This is a genomic window from Pseudoalteromonas sp. 2CM37A, from assembly GCF_023161885.1.
Lineage (GTDB): Bacteria > Pseudomonadota > Gammaproteobacteria > Enterobacterales > Alteromonadaceae > Pseudoalteromonas > Pseudoalteromonas atlantica.
In genome coordinates, this window is sequence record NZ_JALNTJ010000003.1 from 510,666 (window position 1) to 528,092 (window position 17,427).

The 17,427-nt window shown below is 42.0% G+C and carries 21 protein-coding genes; 14 read left to right on the plus strand and 7 right to left on the minus strand.

All coding sequences use genetic code 11. The annotated features are described in order from the left end of the window. Positions 1 to 26 precede the first annotated feature (26 nt). The 3 genes from MTF68_RS09675 to metK form a co-directional block, all read right to left on the minus strand. The gene (locus tag MTF68_RS09675) at positions 27 to 623 is read right to left on the minus strand and encodes a 5-formyltetrahydrofolate cyclo-ligase (protein ID WP_004586166.1); all 597 of its coding nucleotides are present in this window, start codon (positions 621 to 623) and stop codon (positions 27 to 29) included. A 19-nt stretch (positions 624 to 642) separates the two neighbouring features. Next, entirely contained in the window at positions 643 to 1,185 is a 543-nt protein-coding gene (locus tag MTF68_RS09680; protein ID WP_248462332.1) for a hypothetical protein, read from the minus strand. A 308-nt stretch (positions 1,186 to 1,493) separates the two neighbouring features. Continuing rightward, positions 1,494 to 2,645, minus strand: coding sequence for a methionine adenosyltransferase (metK, locus tag MTF68_RS09685; protein ID WP_004586168.1), 1,152 nt, complete (start codon positions 2,643 to 2,645; stop codon positions 1,494 to 1,496). Between the two features lie 304 nt (positions 2,646 to 2,949). Between metK and tkt the strand changes: the two genes are divergently transcribed. The 5 genes from tkt (at position 2,950) to MTF68_RS09710 (ending at position 7,953) form a co-directional block, all read left to right on the plus strand. After that, positions 2,950 to 4,941, plus strand: coding sequence for a transketolase (gene tkt, locus MTF68_RS09690; protein WP_029774273.1), 1,992 nt, complete (start codon positions 2,950 to 2,952; stop codon positions 4,939 to 4,941). Between the two features lie 257 nt (positions 4,942 to 5,198). Continuing rightward, positions 5,199 to 5,513 carry a pyrimidine/purine nucleoside phosphorylase gene (locus MTF68_RS09695; RefSeq protein ID WP_024033130.1) on the plus strand — a complete coding sequence of 105 codons (315 nt, stop codon included), beginning with the start codon at positions 5,199 to 5,201 and terminating at the stop codon, positions 5,511 to 5,513. A 178-nt stretch (positions 5,514 to 5,691) separates the two neighbouring features. Then, positions 5,692 to 6,048 (plus strand): ribosome-associated translation inhibitor RaiA, encoded by a 357-nt coding sequence (raiA, locus tag MTF68_RS09700; RefSeq protein WP_024033129.1) that lies wholly within the window; start codon positions 5,692 to 5,694, stop codon positions 6,046 to 6,048. Positions 6,049 to 6,190: 142 nt separating this feature from the next. Next, a complete protein-coding gene (locus tag MTF68_RS09705) occupies positions 6,191 to 7,426 on the plus strand; it encodes a divalent metal cation transporter (protein WP_248462333.1) in 1,236 nt (411 codons plus the stop codon). Positions 7,427 to 7,497: 71 nt separating this feature from the next. Then, entirely contained in the window at positions 7,498 to 7,953 is a 456-nt protein-coding gene (locus MTF68_RS09710) for a GNAT family N-acetyltransferase (RefSeq protein ID WP_248462334.1), read from the plus strand. A gap of 204 nt (positions 7,954 to 8,157) precedes the next feature. Here MTF68_RS09710 and MTF68_RS09715 read toward each other — a convergent pair whose 3' ends face one another. The 4 genes from MTF68_RS09715 to MTF68_RS09730 all read right to left on the minus strand — a co-directional run bounded on the left by MTF68_RS09715 (position 8,158) and on the right by MTF68_RS09730 (position 11,662). Further along, complete coding sequence (locus tag MTF68_RS09715) at positions 8,158 to 9,183, minus strand: HEPN domain-containing protein (RefSeq protein WP_248462335.1); 1,026 nt, start codon at positions 9,181 to 9,183, stop codon at positions 8,158 to 8,160. A gap of 149 nt (positions 9,184 to 9,332) precedes the next feature. Further along, positions 9,333 to 10,520: a VWA domain-containing protein gene (locus MTF68_RS09720; protein WP_248462336.1), complete on the minus strand. Its 1,188-nt coding sequence runs from the start codon at positions 10,518 to 10,520 to the stop codon at positions 9,333 to 9,335. 1 nt (position 10,521) lies between these two features. Beyond that, complete coding sequence (locus tag MTF68_RS09725) at positions 10,522 to 11,370, minus strand: MoxR family ATPase (RefSeq protein ID WP_248462337.1); 849 nt, start codon at positions 11,368 to 11,370, stop codon at positions 10,522 to 10,524. Positions 11,371 to 11,422: 52 nt separating this feature from the next. Next, complete coding sequence (locus MTF68_RS09730) at positions 11,423 to 11,662, minus strand: DUF1653 domain-containing protein (RefSeq protein WP_029774266.1); 240 nt, start codon at positions 11,660 to 11,662, stop codon at positions 11,423 to 11,425. Positions 11,663 to 11,722: 60 nt separating this feature from the next. On the opposite strand from MTF68_RS09730, the gene MTF68_RS09735 reads away from it, so the two are divergent. From MTF68_RS09735 to MTF68_RS09775, 9 genes are all read left to right on the plus strand, one after another. Next, a complete protein-coding gene (locus MTF68_RS09735; protein ID WP_248462339.1) occupies positions 11,723 to 12,202 on the plus strand; it encodes a DUF2947 domain-containing protein in 480 nt (159 codons plus the stop codon). Positions 12,203 to 12,277: 75 nt separating this feature from the next. Next, the gene (locus tag MTF68_RS09740; RefSeq protein WP_096739193.1) at positions 12,278 to 12,907 is read left to right on the plus strand and encodes a hypothetical protein; all 630 of its coding nucleotides are present in this window, start codon (positions 12,278 to 12,280) and stop codon (positions 12,905 to 12,907) included. 30 nt (positions 12,908 to 12,937) lie between these two features. Beyond that, complete coding sequence (ftsB, locus tag MTF68_RS09745; RefSeq protein ID WP_004586182.1) at positions 12,938 to 13,225, plus strand: cell division protein FtsB; 288 nt, start codon at positions 12,938 to 12,940, stop codon at positions 13,223 to 13,225. Further along, positions 13,215 to 13,916: a 2-C-methyl-D-erythritol 4-phosphate cytidylyltransferase gene (gene ispD, locus MTF68_RS09750; RefSeq protein WP_248462340.1), complete on the plus strand. Its 702-nt coding sequence runs from the start codon at positions 13,215 to 13,217 to the stop codon at positions 13,914 to 13,916. The genes ftsB and ispD overlap by 11 nt, the downstream gene beginning before the upstream one ends. Next, the gene (gene ispF, locus MTF68_RS09755) at positions 13,913 to 14,410 is read left to right on the plus strand and encodes a 2-C-methyl-D-erythritol 2,4-cyclodiphosphate synthase (protein ID WP_248462341.1); all 498 of its coding nucleotides are present in this window, start codon (positions 13,913 to 13,915) and stop codon (positions 14,408 to 14,410) included. Before ispD ends, ispF begins: the two co-directional genes overlap by 4 nt. Continuing rightward, positions 14,407 to 15,456, plus strand: a complete 1,050-nt coding sequence (locus tag MTF68_RS09760) for a tRNA pseudouridine(13) synthase TruD (protein WP_248462342.1) — start codon at positions 14,407 to 14,409, stop codon at positions 15,454 to 15,456. Before ispF ends, MTF68_RS09760 begins: the two co-directional genes overlap by 4 nt. Beyond that, positions 15,437 to 16,201: a 5'/3'-nucleotidase SurE gene (surE, locus tag MTF68_RS09765; RefSeq protein WP_248462343.1), complete on the plus strand. Its 765-nt coding sequence runs from the start codon at positions 15,437 to 15,439 to the stop codon at positions 16,199 to 16,201. The genes MTF68_RS09760 and surE overlap by 20 nt, the downstream gene beginning before the upstream one ends. Next, positions 16,191 to 16,829, plus strand: coding sequence for a protein-L-isoaspartate(D-aspartate) O-methyltransferase (locus MTF68_RS09770; protein ID WP_004586187.1), 639 nt, complete (start codon positions 16,191 to 16,193; stop codon positions 16,827 to 16,829). The genes surE and MTF68_RS09770 overlap by 11 nt, the downstream gene beginning before the upstream one ends. 9 nt (positions 16,830 to 16,838) lie before the next feature. Further along, positions 16,839 to 17,417: a YqaA family protein gene (locus MTF68_RS09775; RefSeq protein WP_004586188.1), complete on the plus strand. Its 579-nt coding sequence runs from the start codon at positions 16,839 to 16,841 to the stop codon at positions 17,415 to 17,417. Positions 17,418 to 17,427: the final 10 nt, after the last annotated feature.

Genomic DNA, 17,427 nt, shown 5'->3' on the forward strand with positions numbered 1-17,427 from the left:
TATTTCAAATGTGTAGTGGGTGTTTATTACCAGTGATAAATTTTATCGGGAGTAATAATGGTTTTAAGTGGGACATCCCACGATTCAATTGGCAGTGCATCTACTTTTTGGCAGCTGTGTGCTAAGCCTATAAGTTGCGGTTTTTGCCAATTGTAAGCGTGTAATTGCGCCAGTGTTTTATCGTAAAATCCACCCCCCATTCCTAATCGATTACCTTGATTATCAAATGCTACAAGTGGCATCAGTAAGTAATCTAAATCAGTTAATGGGCATATTTGAGAGCAGTTCAGCTTAGGCTCCAAGATACCATAGCGATTTGCCCTCATGGGTGAGTTTTTTTCATAGCGTTGAAACAGCAAAGTAGCCCCATTAAATGGGTGTATAACGGGTAAGTAAAGGGTGTGGCCTTGTTGCCATAACTCATTAATTAACAATGATGTATCTAATTCTCCATCGTTACTAAAGTAAATGGCTATATGTTTTTTTGAGGCTGTTTTATCGCTATTTAGCTGTTGAGTAAAATTCAACTTTAACTGTGCTGCGGCTTTTTCTTGCTGTTTTTTTGATAGATTATTGCGTAATTGGCGAATAGATTGGCGTATGTGTGTACGTTTATTGCTCATTGTAATTACGCACCTTTGATTAATTAGACACTAAATCAGGAAAAGCTAAGTAAACAGCAAGCACAATAAGTAGTAAAACGGCAGTGGCAATCAGTGAATATAACAAAGTATTGCTACGCGTTTTAACGGGTTCATCGAGCTGCTCGTCAAGCATAAGATCATCTTCTTGCCACTCATCGTTTTCGTCTGTAGGGCTTTTTAGCTCATTGGTTGGAAGCCTTTGTTCTAGCTCTTCTAGCTTTTCTTCTAGGCGGATCAGACTACTCGTTATGTAATCAAGGGCATCAAAAATCCGTTCATCGCGCTGACTAGCTGCGCTAGGGCTTTGAGTGGGTAGCTCACCTGTGGCTTGTAACTTACTTTTAATGCCTAGGCTTGCCAGTAATTTGGCCTGCTTTAAGGCTTTGTCTTTATTGCTAGGTGCAAAGAGTGCTTTGCCATTAAAAAACTGAGTTACTTTATCTTCAGACGTTTTTAGCTTACTTGCTAAATTTACGCAGGCCGTTTTAGCCTCAGTGCCCTCGGCGAGCCCTACAAACATAACGCGAAAATTATTGGCCATTTACTTATCCCTTAAGCTTTTATTATGCAAAGAGTATATACCTAAAACCGTACGAAATTCGAGGGCTAGCTAATACCAATTTAATTCAAAACACGATTAGTTTAGCGTATTAAATAGCGCACTGACTGCGTTAAAATTATTTATATAAAATAACTGTACGCCGTAAATTCCTTTGTTATTGCACTATTTATTGGGTGCTACGATAAACAACTAAATTAATGCAATTGATATAAATAGTATAATTAGCCTTTGCTTTAGATATAAAAACGGCCCTTAAAAGGGCCGTTTATTATTTAATGCATTTTGGCTTAAAGGCCAGCAGCTGCGCGAAGTGCGTCTGCTTTATCTGTACGTTCCCATGGGAATTCGTCACGACCAAAGTGACCGTATGCCGCTGTTGGTTGGTAAATTGGGCGCTCTAAATCAAGCATTTGAATTAAGCCGTAAGGGCGTAGGTCAAAGTGCTCACGGATAAGCTCAATTAAACGACCTTCTTCAAGCTTGCTTGTACCAAAGGTTTCAACGCTGATAGAGGTAGGCTCTGCTACACCAATTGCGTAAGATACTTGTAGCTCACACTTATCAGCAAGGCCTGCAGCCACTACGTTTTTAGCTACGTAACGTGCAGCGTATGCAGCTGAGCGGTCAACTTTTGATGGATCTTTACCTGAGAAAGCACCACCACCGTGACGTGCCATACCACCGTATGTATCTACGATGATTTTACGACCTGTTAAACCACAGTCGCCCATAGGTCCGCCAATTACAAAACGACCCGTTGGGTTAATGAAAAATTTAGTCGCGCTAGTAATAAGCTCGGCAGGAAGTACCGGCTTAATGATGGTTTCCATCACGGCTTCTACTAAGTCATTTTGCGAAATTTCTTCAGCGTGCTGAGTAGAAAGCACAACTGCATCAATACCTACTGGCTTGCCGTTTTCGTATGCAAAAGTTACTTGAGATTTTGCATCTGGGCGTAACCAGTTAAGCTCGCCGCTTTTACGTACTTGCGCTTGGCGCTGTACTAAACGGTGTGAGTAAGTAATTGGCGCAGGCATTAGTACTTCTGTTTCGTTACATGCATAACCAAACATAAGGCCTTGGTCGCCAGCACCTTGTTCTTCTGGGCTAGTACGGTCAACACCTTGGTTAATATCAGGAGACTGCTTACCAATTGTGTTTAAAATTGCACACGAGTCTGCATCGAAACCCATGTCTGAATGCGTGTAGCCAATTTCACGTACTGTTTTACGTGTAATTTCTTCAATATCAACCCATGCGCTAGTGGTAATTTCACCGCCAACCATAACCATACCTGTTTTTACGTAAGTTTCGCACGCAACACGGGCATGAGAGTCTTGCTCTAGGATAGCATCAAGTACCGCATCAGAGATTTGATCGGCGATTTTATCCGGATGACCTTCAGAAACAGATTCAGAAGTAAATAAATGTTTTGCCATTGTATTTCTGCTCACAAATATTGCGCTTCACAAACGTCGGTATTAGCGCTAAAAAATTAAGGGGCGTATTTTATCTAAAACAAAACACCTTGCATAGTGTTTTTACGCCTAGACGTCTAAATAAAATGAGTAATAACTTTTTGGTCTTAAAAAATATTCATAATAGCCCATTTTTATGGGGTTTTTAATTGCACACTGCACCCACATTAAGTAAGAATGGTTGCTATAACAGCTCTTAAGTTACTTAAGGGTATTAACGAACACATAAGTACCCGCGCAAATACACATAAAGGTAGGAGAATTCATGCCATCTCGCAAAGAACTTGCAAATGCTATTCGCGTCTTGTCAATGGACGCAGTACAAAAGGCCAAATCTGGCCACCCTGGAGCCCCTATGGGCATGGCCGATATCGCAGAAGTATTATGGCGCGATTATCTAAAGCATAATCCAACTAATCCAGAGTGGGCTGACCGTGACAGATTTATTCTTTCAAATGGCCACGGTTCAATGCTTATCTATTCTCTATTGCACCTAACTGGTTACGACTTACCACTTGATGAAATTAAAAACTTCCGTCAAATGCATTCTAAAACGCCAGGCCACCCTGAGTACGGTTATGCACCGGGAATTGAAACTACTACGGGTCCACTAGGTCAGGGGATCACAAACGCGGTAGGTATGGCGATTGCTGAAAAAGCGCTTGCCGCACAATTTAACCGTGAAGGCCACGACATTGTTGATCACTACACATATGCATTTATGGGTGATGGTTGTTTAATGGAAGGTATTTCTCATGAAGCATGTTCACTTGCTGGCACATTAGGCCTTGGCAAGTTAGTGGCTTTTTGGGATGACAACGGTATTTCAATCGATGGTGAAGTTGAAGGTTGGTTTAGCGACGATACACCAGCACGCTTTAAAGCGTACGGCTGGCATGTAATAAGTGACGTTGATGGCCACGACAGCGATGCTGTTAGTGCTGCAATAGCAGAGGCTCAAAGTGTTACTGACAAACCATCACTAATTTGTTGTAAAACAGTGATTGGTTACGGTTCACCTAATAAATCTGGTAGCCACGATTGTCACGGCGCGCCATTAGGTGATGACGAAATTACAGCGTCTCGCGAATTTTTAGGCTGGTCTGGTGGTGCATTTGAAATCCCTGATGATATTTACGCACAGTGGGATAGCAAAGAAAAAGGTCAACAGCTTGAATCTAGCTGGGACGAAAAATTTGCAGCATACGCAAAAGCATACCCAGAGCTTGCAGCTGAATATAAGCGCCGTATTAACAACGAACTTCCAGGCGATTGGGCTGAAAAATCTCAAGCATACATAGAGCAACTACAAGCAAACCCTGCAAATCCTGCATCTCGTAAAGCGTCGCAAAATGCATTAAATGCATTTGGCCCGTTATTACCAGAATTCATGGGTGGCTCAGCCGATTTAGCTGGCTCAAACTTAACAATTTGGGATGGCTCTAAAGGGCTAACTGCAGACGATGCAAGCGGTAACTACGTTTACTACGGTGTACGTGAGTTTGGTATGTCGGCAATTATGAATGGTATTGCCCTTCATAAAGGCTTTATTCCTTACGGTGCAACGTTCTTAATGTTTGTTGAATACGCAAAAAATGCGGTACGTATGGCTGCACTAATGAAGCAACCAAGCATTTTTGTTTACACGCACGATTCAATCGGCCTAGGTGAAGATGGTCCAACTCACCAACCGGTAGAGCAAATTGCTAGCATGCGTTTAACGCCAAACTTATACAACTGGCGCCCGTGTGACCAAGTTGAGTCGGCAATTGCATGGCAACAAGCTATTGAGCGTAAAGATGGTCCTACATCACTTATCTTTACTCGCCAAGGCCTTGAGCAACAAGCGCGTGACGCTCAGCAATTAGCAGATGTTAAAAAGGGTGGTTACATCCTTAGCTGTGACGGCGAGCCAGAGCTAATTATTATTGCAACAGGTTCTGAGGTGCAACTAGCACAAGACTCTGCAACAGAGCTACGCAGCCAAGGTAAAAAGGTACGTGTTGTATCTATGCCATGTACTGATGTATTTGAAGAGCAAAGCGCACAGTACAAAGAAAGCGTACTACCGGCAGCCGTTACACGCCGCGTAGCAGTAGAAGCAGGTATTGCTGATTACTGGTACAAGTACGTAGGCCTAAATGGTGCAGTAGTAGGTATGACTACCTTTGGTGAGTCGGCACCTGCTGGTGAGCTGTTTGAGTACTTTGGCTTTACAGTAGAGAACATTGTAAATAAAGCAAACGCGTTGTTTTAACCGTTAGCTTTAATATTTAAAAGCCCGCCCTGTGTAAAACAGGGCGGGCTTTTTTGTTTGCTGACTGAGTTATAAAGTGGCGTAGTAGCCTTAAGATACTTCAATCACACTGCTTGTAATACGTAGTACTTTTTTGGCTTAAAGCCTTTTGAGCTTGAATTTCAGATGAGTAATTTTCACAGCGCTTTTCTTGCAAGGCTATGACCTATCAGGCAAGGTGGTGGCCGATTAAATAAAATAATACAACAGGAGTGAGGATGTCTCAGTTTGAAAATGTAAGCGTAATTAAAAAAGCGAACGTGTATTTTGACGGTAAAGTATCAAGCCGTACCGTGGTATTTAACGATGGCACAACCAAAACGCTAGGCTTTATGCAACCAGGCGAATTTGTATTTGATACAAGCAAAAAAGAACTCATGGAGCTGTTAGGCGGCCAATGGGATATTTTATTACCTGGCGAAACGCAGTGGAAAACATTTATCGCGGGCGAATCATTTAACGTTGATGCCAATGTTAGCTTTAAAGTAAAAGTGAGTGATTTTGCTGACTATTGCTGTTCGTACACAGACTAAACGCTAAAGGCTAGACGTCTGAAAGCCCATACTTTATGGGCTTTGCATAAACTTTGCACAACTTATAATTTAAATCAGTTTAAGTAACAAATTAATTTCAAAAATCAGTGCTTTTTCCTTGTGTTAATCTAAATAGCCCCCAATACTATTTATGAGGTAACAAATAAAAGGATACCCTATGAAAATTAATCTTTCTGGTCACCATGTAGACGTTACTAACTCTATTAGAGAGCATATCAACGAGAAGTTTTCAAAAATCGAGAGCCACTTTCCATCACTTATCGCACTCGACATTATTTTGTCTAAAGAGCATCACAAAATCCAAGCAGAAATTAGCACAAATTACGAAGGTGCGCGTATATCGGTAAAAGGGGAAAACGAAGTTATGTACCCGGCGATTGCAAGCGCAGCTAAAAAACTCGATGCAGCACTAAAACATCGAAAAGGGCAAATAAAAGCAAATTTACACGAAAAGCCTGTAAGCACAACGCCAGAAATAGCGCACGAAATCATCCAAGAGATGGAACTAAAATAAGATTTAGTCCCAAAGTACAATAAAAAAGAGCCTTACGGCTCTTTTTTATTGCCTTTAATTTAGGTAAGTTATGCAGCCTTCGGTGTTATTAATTATGAAAATTAATAACCAGAGCGAATAACACACATAATTTGAGAAATTAATGCAGCAAACACACACTTCTTGGAAATCTCGATTGGGCGCACTAGGCCCTGGTATCTTAATGGCAACCGCAGCAATTGGCGGCTCTCACTTAGTTGCATCTACTCAAGCTGGCGCGCTATTTGGCTGGCAACTGTTTTGGCTAATTCTCGTTGTTAACGTATTAAAGTACCCGTTTTTTCGCTTTGGTATGGAATACACCCTAGCAACCAAAAACAGTTTAGTAGAAGGCTATAAAAATAAAGGCCCTGTCTATTTTTATAGTTTTATTGGCTTAAATATACTTGCCGCCATAGTTAATACCGCAGGGGTGCTATTACTGACTGCAAGCTTGCTTCATTATGCACTGCCAATAGTGATAGAAGTCACGCTACTGTGTTGGATATTGCTCGGTGTGTGTTTAGCTATTTTATTACTTGGGCACTTTAAAGCGCTCGACAGCGTTGCTAAAGGCATTATGGGACTATTAACGCTTGCTACTGTTATTGCACTGGTTATCGCGTTTAGTAACGGCCCAATGGCGCCAGCTGATTATGTTGGCCCGTCTCCGTACGAGCTGGCTATGCTGAGCTTTATGGTCGCGTTAATGGGCTGGATGCCGGCACCCATTGAAATTTCAGCCCTTAGCTCGCTATGGCTCAAAGAAAAACAAACTCAGCAAACGGTTACTAAAAGACAAGGCTTATTCGATTTTAACGTAGGCTATTGGCTAACAGCCTGTTTAGCATTGGTATTTTTTAGCTTAGGTGTGCTGGTGCAATACGGGCAAAGCAGCAGTATTGAGCTTGGCGGTGTTGCCTTTGCTAAACAGCTTATTGATATGTATGCACTGACTATTGGCGAGTGGGCGAGGCCGCTTGTATCAGCCATTGCTTTTTTATGTATGTTTGGCACTACACTCACCGTGCTTGATGGCTACGCACGTACACTTAACGAGTCACATAAATTACTTGGTTTTAAGCAATCTAAACACAGCTTAAATATTTGGCTTGTACTGCAAGCACTAGCTGGCATGGCCGTTATTTTATTTTTTAAATCGGCCCTGGGGCCAATGCTTACCTTTGCCATGACACTTGCTTTTGTCACCACCCCCGTTTTTGCATGGCTTAACTTTAGCCTAGTGCGCTCAGAGACCGCCATTAAACACAGCGTACTATTACGCAGCTTAACGTGGTTAGGCTTAGTGTACTTGGTTGGTTTTGCTGTTGCGTTTGTGGTTTGGAAATTAGCAGCCTAAAAATAGCTGTTTATTTTAGGGCTTTAATTAAAGCCCTAAAGCATTAAGTTCAAGGGTTAAATGGGGTGTAAATGGATATTAGAACAGACGCGCTTTCAAACCCACACATTATCAAGTTACTACAAGCGCATCATGACGATATGCTAAAACACTCACCTGTTGAAAGCGTACATGCACTTGATTTAACTAATCTCACAAAGCCCGATATAACTTTTTATAGCTTATGGATTGATAATAATTTAGCGGGTGTTGGCGCATTAAAAGTGCTAAATACAACGCATGGCGAAATTAAATCAATGCGCACCTCAAACAACTATTTACGCCAAGGCATAGCCGCTAAGTTACTCACGCATATTATTGAGCAAGCAACACTGCGAGGGTATAAAAAGTTAAGCCTAGAAACTGGAACAGCAAAAGCATTTTTACCTGCGCAAAAGCTTTACACTCAGTTTGGTTTTAAAGAGTGCGAGCCATTTGGGAATTATGAGCAAGATCCGTATAGCTTGTTTATGAGTAAAGTGCTTTAAAGTGAGTAGGGGATATTATGGTTTATAACGTTGAACTGAAAGCTCCAGCACAGGATGAATTTACTGAGTAAGAGTTTACTTTATTTAAGCTGCTACAACGATGATACCCTGAAAGACTAAATCATATTGTTAAGCCGCGAACTTCATGTATCTTGTTTAGGTAAAAAGTCATCGTGCTTTTTCATTCGCGGCGGAGTTCTATGGTCAAAATGTGTGAAAGTATCTAAACTTTTTTGGCAAAAACTTTGACTTGGTACTAGGTATTCCAAGTGTTCTCTCTGCCTGGATATTCTTGATAAAAATTGATAATACTTCTTTGTTTTTAAATACTTCTGGAAATCGGCAAAAGTTATATAAAAGATTTTTAAGTAAAAATTCGGTATAAATGACGTCACTTTCTGTTATACAGCTTATTTTTCCATCGTGGACTAAACCACTTCTTAAACGATAAATTTCATTAACTTTCTCTCTATGAAACTCGTTATTCCAAAGATCACTCCACCCGAAAAAAGACTCTAAGTTTTGTTGGGCTGTTTCCTTATGTTTTGCGTCAGAGGTAGTTAGTATTGAATCAATTGCAATCATATTGTTCAGGAAGCGTACATATGGTTCTATTGAGTTTTGAGAATGGCCAAGAAAAACTATACAGCTTCTAATTGATGCACGCATTTTGGGGCTCATATCACTTTTAGCTAAACCCATGAATGCTGTTAAAAAGCCATGTTCACTTTCTTTTTTTAATAATTTTTTATTAATGGTTAAATAGTTGTAATATCGAGGTCTTGTGCTACGTGTCATACTTTCAGCAGGAACATCTAAATTATCTATTAGCGTATCAACTCTAATATCCGCGTTCCCATAATATAACTGTAAAACAGACCTCCTTTTTATATCAGGGATGCTTATCTGCGTAGCACATAAGATATATGTTAATTCTAAAGTTAGTACTTTAAATTGGTTTATAACATTTACTTTATCTTGTAATGCTGGAATGTTTTTTTTATATACTGCAAATGTCTCTGTATCTTCGTGAAAACAACGATACTCTTTAAATTTTTTTTGTAATCCTAACCTTTTGCTTACTCTGCTATTCATTAGCTTCGATTTAGATATTAGAGTCACCCCTTCTATTTCAAATTCGTGATTTACATCTTTTGAAAGTTTAATTCCAAATAGAGGGGCTACTAAAACACAAGTATTGTATTTTTTACTCTTACCGTTGCTTTGCATTGTTTAATCCTTTATGCATTAAAAACCAAGTTTGACTTAACTAGTCTAAATGTGTCGAGTAGCTGAAATCGTTTGGGTAAGCTTGTAATCACACTTGACTTACTTCTGTGTAAATAATTTAAGGCTTCTGCTGTAACTGTCATTCCAAACTAGCTCAGCTCTTTTATTGCCTTACTTATTCCATCTAAACTCAGCGGGTACATTCTGTTATCCATCAGCTGCTTAATAAAATCAATTGATTGATAGTAAGGCCAGTGTTCAACAGGTTGTGGGTTGAGCCAGGCGACTTTATCAAAGTGATTTGTTATACGTTGCAACCATGCACTGCCGGGCTCTTCGTTGTAATGTTCTACCGAGCCGCCGGGGTACGCTATTTCGTATGGGCCCATAGTGGCATCACCTACAAATATGACCTTGTAGTCGCTGGTAAATTTATTAATCAGCGTCATGGTGTCGATGATGTTTGAATGGCGCCGCGCATTGTCTTGCCAAACGTGCTCGTATAAGCAGTTATGAAAGTAGTAAAACTCTAAATGTTTAAACTCGCTGTGGGCGGCGCTAAATAGCTCTTCGCAGGTATGAATGTAGTCATCCATTGAGCCGCCAATATCAAACAGCATTAATACTTTAACGGCATTGTGGTGCTCGGGTGCCATTTTTACATCCAGCATGCCGCCTTGTTTGGCGGTAGCGCGAATGGTCTCGTTTAAATCAAGGGTGTCACTTGCGCCTGTGCGGGCAAATTTACGTAATTTTTTAAGGGCAAGTTTTATGGTGCGTGAGCCTATTTCACGATCTGAATCTAAATTACGGTATTCACGTTTATCCCACACTTTTACCGCTTGGCGATTACGGTTACCCTCTTGCCCTATACGCACGCCCTCTGGGTTATACCCATATGCACCAAAAGGTGATGTACCACCAGTGCCTACCCATTTATTGCCGCCAGCGTGGCGTTTTTGTTGCTCTTCTAAACGCTCTTTTAGGGTTTTCATTAGCTCGTCGAGCCCACCCATGGCTTTTAGCTGGGCTTTTTCTTCATCGCTTAGGTGTTTTTCAAACTCTTTGCGCAACCAGTCTTTAGGTAAGCTGTGCTGTTGTTTTAAACTTTCGAGCAAATCAAGGTCGGCAATACCGCTAAAATAGTCGCTGAAGGCTTTGTCGAACCTGTCAAAATGGGTTTCGTCTTTTACCATTATGGTGCGCGCTAAATGGTAAAAGCCATCTACATCGGCAAATATAACGCCTTTTTTTAAGGCGTTTATTAAATCGAGTAGCTCGCGCAGGCTTACCGGTAAACGGTATTTACGTAGCGTGAAAAAAAGCTGTACTAACATGTTAGCGACGGCTCATAAACGCAAGTTTTTCGATGAGGCTTATGTCTTGCTCATTTTTAAGCAGTGCGCCAAACATCGGCATTAAGCCGCCTTTTTGGGCTTTATCGTGCAGTGTTTTAGCGTCTATATCTTCGGCCATTAAAAGCTTTAACCAATCCAGCAGTTCGCTGGTGGAAGGTTTCTTTTTAAGACCGTTGGCTTCACGTAAGTTAAAAAATACTTCGAGTGCTTGGCGTACTAAATCTTGTTTAACGTTAGGGTAGTGCACATCAACAATTTGCTGCATTTCTTCTCTGCTTGGAAAATCAATATAGTGAAAAAAGCAGCGGCGTAAAAAGGCATCTGGTAGTTCTTTTTCGTTGTTTGACGTGATGATCACAATAGGGCGTTCTTTCGCTACAATGCGCTCGTTAGTTTCGTAAACATGAAACTCCATTTTATCAAGTTCGAGCAGTAAGTCGTTCGGGAACTCGATGTCGGCTTTGTCTATTTCGTCGATTAAAAGCACTGGGCGTTTGCCGTTAAGTTCAGCGTAGTTAAACGCTTGCCACAGCTTACCTTTAACAATGTAGTTGCCAATGTTATGTACGCGCTCATCGCCTAATTGGCTGTCGCGTAGGCGCGATACCGCGTCGTATTCGTACAAGCCCTGTTGTGCTTTAGTGGTTGATTTAATGTGCCACTGAATAAGCTCGGTATCTAAGCTTTTAGCAAGCTCTTCAGCCAGCATGGTTTTACCTGTACCTGGCTCACCTTTAATTAATAAGGGCTTTTCAAGCATAATAGCGGCATTTACAGCCTGTTTAAGCGAGCTGCTAGCGATGTAGTTGTCGGTAGAATTAAATTGCACGGGTTCCCCTTGCCTGGTCTGATCAGTGTTGTATGTGATTATAATGCCATAGTTAATCTGCAGCTCCAAGGTAGGCAAAGCGTGGAATAGTGTGTCCATCTTTTTCAACGGTTTCTAAAAACATACTTAGTGGGCGTGCCCACATGCCGTACTCGCCATACAGGGCTTGGTATATAACTAGTTGTTCGTCGGTTTCGCTGTGTGTTGCTACGTAAAATACTTTGTATTGTGGGCCTTTGTAGTGTTGATATATGCCTGGTTTGAGGGAAAGCGGTTTTATTGCTGTAGTCATGTTTTGATCTCTTGTATAATTGCGTTTGCTTTTTATTATGCCAAAGAATACACCAACACTATGAATTATATTTCGCTCGATGATCACAAAAAAGCCTGGGTTTTTCGTCATAAAGACCTCCCTGTATCTGAAGAAGACGCTGCGCGTATTAAGCCAATGACCAGCGAACGTGCTGCGGTGCTTTGGAGCACTATGGTGAGCCGCGAATTCGACCACCCCGATTTTTTTGATAAAACCGATTGGTGCGGTAAAGAAGAAAGCTTTAGCGATGAAGTAAATTGGGAAGATGCGTGGGAAAATGGCGACGAAAGCTTACCGCAAGCTATTTTGGATCATTTAGATTGGCAGGCTAATACCACCATTTATTTTTGTATGGCACGCGATAACGTTATAGAAACCACCTTTGATGTATTTAAACGTAATTGGCAAAACTTTATGTTTTTAGCTGATGGCAGTTTATTAATTGGTAAAAAGCGTAATACCGTGGTGCAATTTTTAGAAAGCGGCATTGCTAAATTAGGTGAAAAGCCAAGCGCTTAAATTGCCTGGTGCGCTTAAAAAATAGCCGCTATTGTGCTATAAAACAGCTACCTAATTGTTTTTTGAGTATAACTATTGGTAGCGAAGAGTCAGCCACTTGCAGCTCAGCAGCAAGAAATATGGCAAAGTGATGCGCAAAAAGTGCTGTATGCACAATTGTGCAATGCGTTTTATCAGCGAGAGGTACAGCGCTTAGTTGCTGAGCCTAATGCCGATAAACTACGCCGCCAATTAAAAAGCTTACCGTATTATATAGAACGGGCGGCCACTTTGGTTGCCAATGGGAGTTCGCCGTTTACGCTCGACTCACAAAATGGCTCTTGGCTTGAAAAACAAAAGCCAACACCGCCAGAGGTTAACGCTCAGGCAAATGAACTTTTTTATAAAAAATATGCCCAAGTGGGGCTAATAGTGCCGGTGTTAATAAATAGCCATGACCAAGTGAGGCTAAGAATAGACAGCATAGATCAAGTAAGCGACAATAAACTGCACTGTAATGAACTAGGCTGGTTTGATTTTTTTGGCAAGGGCCTAGAGCAAGCAAATACGCAGTTGGTAAAACCCAGTAAAATGAGTTTAACAGCGGCGTGTTGCGGGCATCAGTGGCAATTTTCAAAACGCTGCGCACCTAGGTTGCTTTCACTTAGAGAAATGCTATTAGCGGGTAATATTAATTGGCGTAATATAAAACGCCCACGAGCCTAATTTTATTTAAAAACGAATAGGGAGTGTTAAATGCGGTTTTTTCAGCTTGGCCTGTTGTGCTTAGCACTGTTTATACAATACCGACTTTGGTTTGGTCATAACGGGGTGCAAGACTATACGCGTTTAAAAGCAGCCGTGGCTTCTCATCAACAAACTAATGAAAAACTAATTAAGCGCAATAAAGTACTTACCGCCGACATAGAAGATTTAAAGCTTGGCCAAGAAGGCATAGAAGAGCGCGCTCGTAACGAATTAGGAATGATTAAACCGGATGAAACATTTATACGTGTTTTACCGGGCAAACAACATGAAAAATAATAATTCAATAGCTGCCATTGTACCCGCTGCCGGCGTAGGCAGCAGAATGCAGCACAGTGCACCTAAGCAGTATATTAAATTGGCAGGAAAAACTATTTTAGAGCATACGCTCTGTAAGCTTTCGCAATTACAAAGCTTAAGCCAAATAGTTGTAGCCGTTAGTCAAACTGACCCTTATTTTGACTCGCTTGCGCATATAGACTCGCGAATTTTACGCGCCAGCGGCGGGCAAGAGCGAGCACACTCAGTACTTAATAGCCTATTATTTTTAGAAAATAACCCTCCTGAATGGGTGCTGGTGCACGACGCAGCCCGGCCCTTAGTCACTATTAACGATATTGAAACCTTAATAGCGCATTGTATAGCCGACGACGAAGGCGGTATTTTAGCAAGCAAGGTAAAAGACACCATAAAGCGTGGTAACACGCATAGCGAGCAAACCGTGCCTCGTGATGATTTATGGCAAGCGCTTACACCGCAGTTTTTTAAATATGACGAGCTTAAAAATGCGTTGCAACGTGCGCTTTGTGAGGGCGTAACTATTACCGATGAAGCCAGTGCCATTGAGTGGGCAAATAAACCCGTTAAGCTAATTACAGGGCGCAGCGACAATATTAAAATAACCACGCCGGAGGATTTAGACCTAGCGGGGTTTTTATTAAACAAACAACAAAACGAGCAAGCATTATGATTCGAATTGGCCATGGTTTTGACGTACACAAATTTGGTGGCGAAGGCCCAATAACAATTTGCGGCGAAAAAATAGATTACCCGCAGGGCTTTTTAGCACACTCAGATGGCGATGTTGCTATTCATGCATTATGCGATGCTATTTTAGGCGCGTTGGCAATGGGCGATATTGGTAAGCATTTTCCGGATACGGCGAGCGAATATGAAAATATCGACAGCCGTATTTTACTTCGCCATGTTGTAGGCCTTGCCAAAGAGCAAGGTTATGTACTGGGCAATGGCGATGTCACTATTGTGGCGCAGGCTCCTAAAATGTTGCCACACATTCACGCTATGCGCACTAATTTAGCCAGCGATTTAAATTGCGAGCTTTCAAAAATCAATGTTAAAGCGACCACCACCGAAAAGCTCGGCTTTGAAGGGCGTAAAGAAGGTATTTCTAGCCATGCGGTAGTTATTATGAGCAAAGCGCCTGAGAGTACAGCAAGCGCATGAGCGATTTAAATTACCTATACGGTGCACCGCTTTCAAAAGCAGACTTTAAAACCGTTACTGAAGATTTTATGGTTGATGAAGACCTCGGCATAGAATTTACCGGCAGTGGTGAGCATGTATGCTTACAGGTCGTTAAAAAAGGTGAAAACACGCAGTACGTGGCCAAGTTAATAGCACAAAAGGCTGGAGTGTCACCGCGCGAAGTAAGCTATGCCGGCATGAAAGACCGCCACGGCGTGTGTAGCCAATGGTTTAGCGTAAAAGTACCCATTAAAAAGCACATTGATTTTAGTGAACTCAATAGCGACAGCATTTTTGTGGTTTCGCAACAGCGCCACGAACGTAAATTACGCACCGGTTGCCATAAAGGAAACCGATTCACAATTACGCTTCGTAATGTAACCCAGCCGCTTGATATTTTATGCCGCATTAATGCCGTACGTGCGGGTGTGCCTAACTACTTTGGCGAGCAGCGCTTTGGCCGCGATGGGCATAATTTAGTTATGGCCGAAAAAATGTTCGCCGGCGAGCGCATTCGCGATAAAAAACTACGCGGTATTATTATCTCCGCTGCCCGTTCACATGTATTTAATCAAATAGTGAGCTTACGTGTTAAAGAGCATGGGTTAGCTAAAACCATGCACCGTGAAGTATTTATGCTAAGCGGTAGTAACGCATTTTTTGAAGATGCAATAAGCGATGAAAACATAGCACGTTTAGCCTCTGGCGATATTATGATGTCGGCTCCTATGGTTGGTAAAAGCGAAAAGGGCTTAACTGAACAAGAAAAATTATGGCTAAAACCATACCAAGCATGGTGTGAGGGCTTAGGCGAATTAGGCCTTAAAAATGAGCGCCGTATGCTGCGCCTCATTCCGCAAGATTTAACCATAGAAACACTAGACGAAACGACTTTAAAATTAAGCTTTGGATTGCCTAAAGGGTGTTTTGCTACCGCACTTTTACGTGAGCTGGTGGATTACACCGATGCAAGCCCTAATGAGCGAAAAGAAAAGGATAGTCAAAATGAAGATACTGCTAAGTAACGACGACGGTGTAAACGCTAAAGGGATTGCTGTTTTATACCAGGCTCTTACGCAAATTGCCGATGTAACCCTTGTAGCCCCTGATCGTAACTGTAGTGGTGCCAGTAACTCGTTAACGTTAATAAACCCACTGCGCTCTACCACGCTTGAAAACGGCTTTATATCGGTTAATGGCACACCTACTGATTGTGTTCATTTAGGGGTTAATCAGTTAGTTGATGAAACGCCTGATTTAGTCGTAGCAGGTATTAACCACGGCGCTAATTTGGGCGATGATACATTGTATTCAGGCACTGTGGCAGCGGCGACCGAAGGGCGCCATTTAGGCTTGCCTGCTATTGCCGTGTCGCTTTGCTCGCACCATGGTGAGCACTTTGAAACCGCAGCAGCTGTGACCGTTAATATAATTAAAGGGCTGGCATCGCACCCCCTGCCTAAAGATCAAATTATCAACGTAAATGTACCCGATATTCCTCTAAATGAGCTAAAAGGGGTGCAAGTTACGCGTTTAGGCGCTCGACATAAAGCCGAAACCATGACCAAACAAACGGACCCATGGGGGCGTGATATTTTTTGGTATGGCTCACTTGGTATTGAAAGCGATGCCGGTGAGGGCACTGATTTTTACGCTGTTAATAATGGCTATGCTTCAGTTACACCGTTAAGCGTTGATATGACAGCAAAAGAAAGTATTGAAGCGGTTGGGCAGTGGTTAGCTGAAATGGAGATAAACCGTGCTGGCTAATTACTCGCGCAGTGCAATTGCGCTTTCTAAGCTATTAGAGCAAGAAGGGGTAGAAGACAAACAGGTATTAAAAGCCATTGCAGATATACCTCGTCATGCCTTTATTGATGATGTACTAAAACATAAGGCGTACGAAAACACGGCGTTGCCAATAGGGCAAGGGCAAACTATTTCGCAGCCTTATATTGTGGCGCGTATGACCGAGCTGCTTCATTTGGCTGGTGTACGCGACAAAGTGTTAGAAATAGGCACAGGCTCTGGTTATCAAACCGCAGTGTTAGCCAAGTGTTTTAATAAGGTGTATTCGGTCGAGCGTATAAAAGCACTGCAATGGCAGGCTAAACGCCGTTTACATCAACTAGATTTATACAATGTAACCATGAAACACGCAGATGGCTGGCAAGGCTGGCAATCGCAGGCCCCGTTTAATGGTATTATAGTTACCGCGGCCGCATCAAAAGTGCCTCAAGACTTACTTGCACAACTAGCTGATGGCGGTGTACTCCTTGCTCCCATTGGAGAGCAAGAACAAAAATTAACCATGGTTATTCGCCAAGGCGATAGCTTCACAGAGCATGTTATTGCACCAGTTCGGTTTGTCCCTCTCGTCCCTGGTGATATTGAATAGGAATTCACGTTGAAATTGTTTACTAAGTTATACGATATGGCCCTAGTGTGGGCAAAACACCGCTTTGCTGAGCGCTATTTAGCAGCCATGAGCTTTGCTGAGTCCGTTTTTTTTCCGGTACCACCGGATGTAATGCTTGCTCCTATGTCGCTTGCTCAGCCAAGTAAAGCGTGGCGCTTTGCAAGCTTTGCTACAGTTGCCTCAGTGCTTGGGGGGATTGTAGGTTACTTTTTAGGTTACTGGTTATTTGAGCCTGTTGTACAGCCCTTTATTGAGCAGATGCACTGGCAAGAAAAGTTTGAAACAGCGCTTACATGGTTTAAAGAGTACGGCGTATGGGTGGTATTTTTAGCGGGCTTTTCACCTATACCATATAAGGTATTTACTATTGGTGCAGGGGTATTACAAATGGCATTTTTACCATTTTTAATAGCGTCTGCCGTTGGCCGTGGTGCGCGTTTCTTTTTAGTTTCTGCTTTAATGAAATGGGGCGGGGTTAAAATGGAGCAAAAATTACGTCAATATGTTGAAGTACTTGGCTGGGGTTTAGTTATATTAATAGCGGTTGCTTACTTTTTATTACGCTAACAAACAAAAG

Bases quoted from the DNA above. Each gene is read 5' to 3' on its own strand.
- MTF68_RS09675 (WP_004586166.1), bottom strand. From the start codon at position 623: ATGAGCAATAAACGTACACACATACGCCAATCTATTCGCCAATTACGC.
- MTF68_RS09680 (WP_248462332.1), bottom strand. From the start codon at position 1,185: ATGGCCAATAATTTTCGCGTTATGTTTGTAGGGCTCGCCGAGGGCACT.
- metK (WP_004586168.1), bottom strand. From the start codon at position 2,645: ATGGCAAAACATTTATTTACTTCTGAATCTGTTTCTGAAGGTCATCCG.
- tkt (WP_029774273.1), top strand. From the start codon at position 2,950: ATGCCATCTCGCAAAGAACTTGCAAATGCTATTCGCGTCTTGTCAATG.
- MTF68_RS09695 (WP_024033130.1), top strand. From the start codon at position 5,199: ATGTCTCAGTTTGAAAATGTAAGCGTAATTAAAAAAGCGAACGTGTAT.
- raiA (WP_024033129.1), top strand. From the start codon at position 5,692: ATGAAAATTAATCTTTCTGGTCACCATGTAGACGTTACTAACTCTATT.
- MTF68_RS09705 (WP_248462333.1), top strand. From the start codon at position 6,191: ATGCAGCAAACACACACTTCTTGGAAATCTCGATTGGGCGCACTAGGC.
- MTF68_RS09710 (WP_248462334.1), top strand. From the start codon at position 7,498: ATGGATATTAGAACAGACGCGCTTTCAAACCCACACATTATCAAGTTA.
- MTF68_RS09715 (WP_248462335.1), bottom strand. From the start codon at position 9,183: ATGCAAAGCAACGGTAAGAGTAAAAAATACAATACTTGTGTTTTAGTA.
- MTF68_RS09720 (WP_248462336.1), bottom strand. From the start codon at position 10,520: ATGTTAGTACAGCTTTTTTTCACGCTACGTAAATACCGTTTACCGGTA.
- MTF68_RS09730 (WP_029774266.1), bottom strand. From the start codon at position 11,662: ATGACTACAGCAATAAAACCGCTTTCCCTCAAACCAGGCATATATCAA.
- MTF68_RS09735 (WP_248462339.1), top strand. From the start codon at position 11,723: ATGAATTATATTTCGCTCGATGATCACAAAAAAGCCTGGGTTTTTCGT.
- ftsB (WP_004586182.1), top strand. From the start codon at position 12,938: ATGCGGTTTTTTCAGCTTGGCCTGTTGTGCTTAGCACTGTTTATACAA.
- ispD (WP_248462340.1), top strand. From the start codon at position 13,215: ATGAAAAATAATAATTCAATAGCTGCCATTGTACCCGCTGCCGGCGTA.
- ispF (WP_248462341.1), top strand. From the start codon at position 13,913: ATGATTCGAATTGGCCATGGTTTTGACGTACACAAATTTGGTGGCGAA.
- MTF68_RS09760 (WP_248462342.1), top strand. From the start codon at position 14,407: ATGAGCGATTTAAATTACCTATACGGTGCACCGCTTTCAAAAGCAGAC.
- surE (WP_248462343.1), top strand. From the start codon at position 15,437: ATGAAGATACTGCTAAGTAACGACGACGGTGTAAACGCTAAAGGGATT.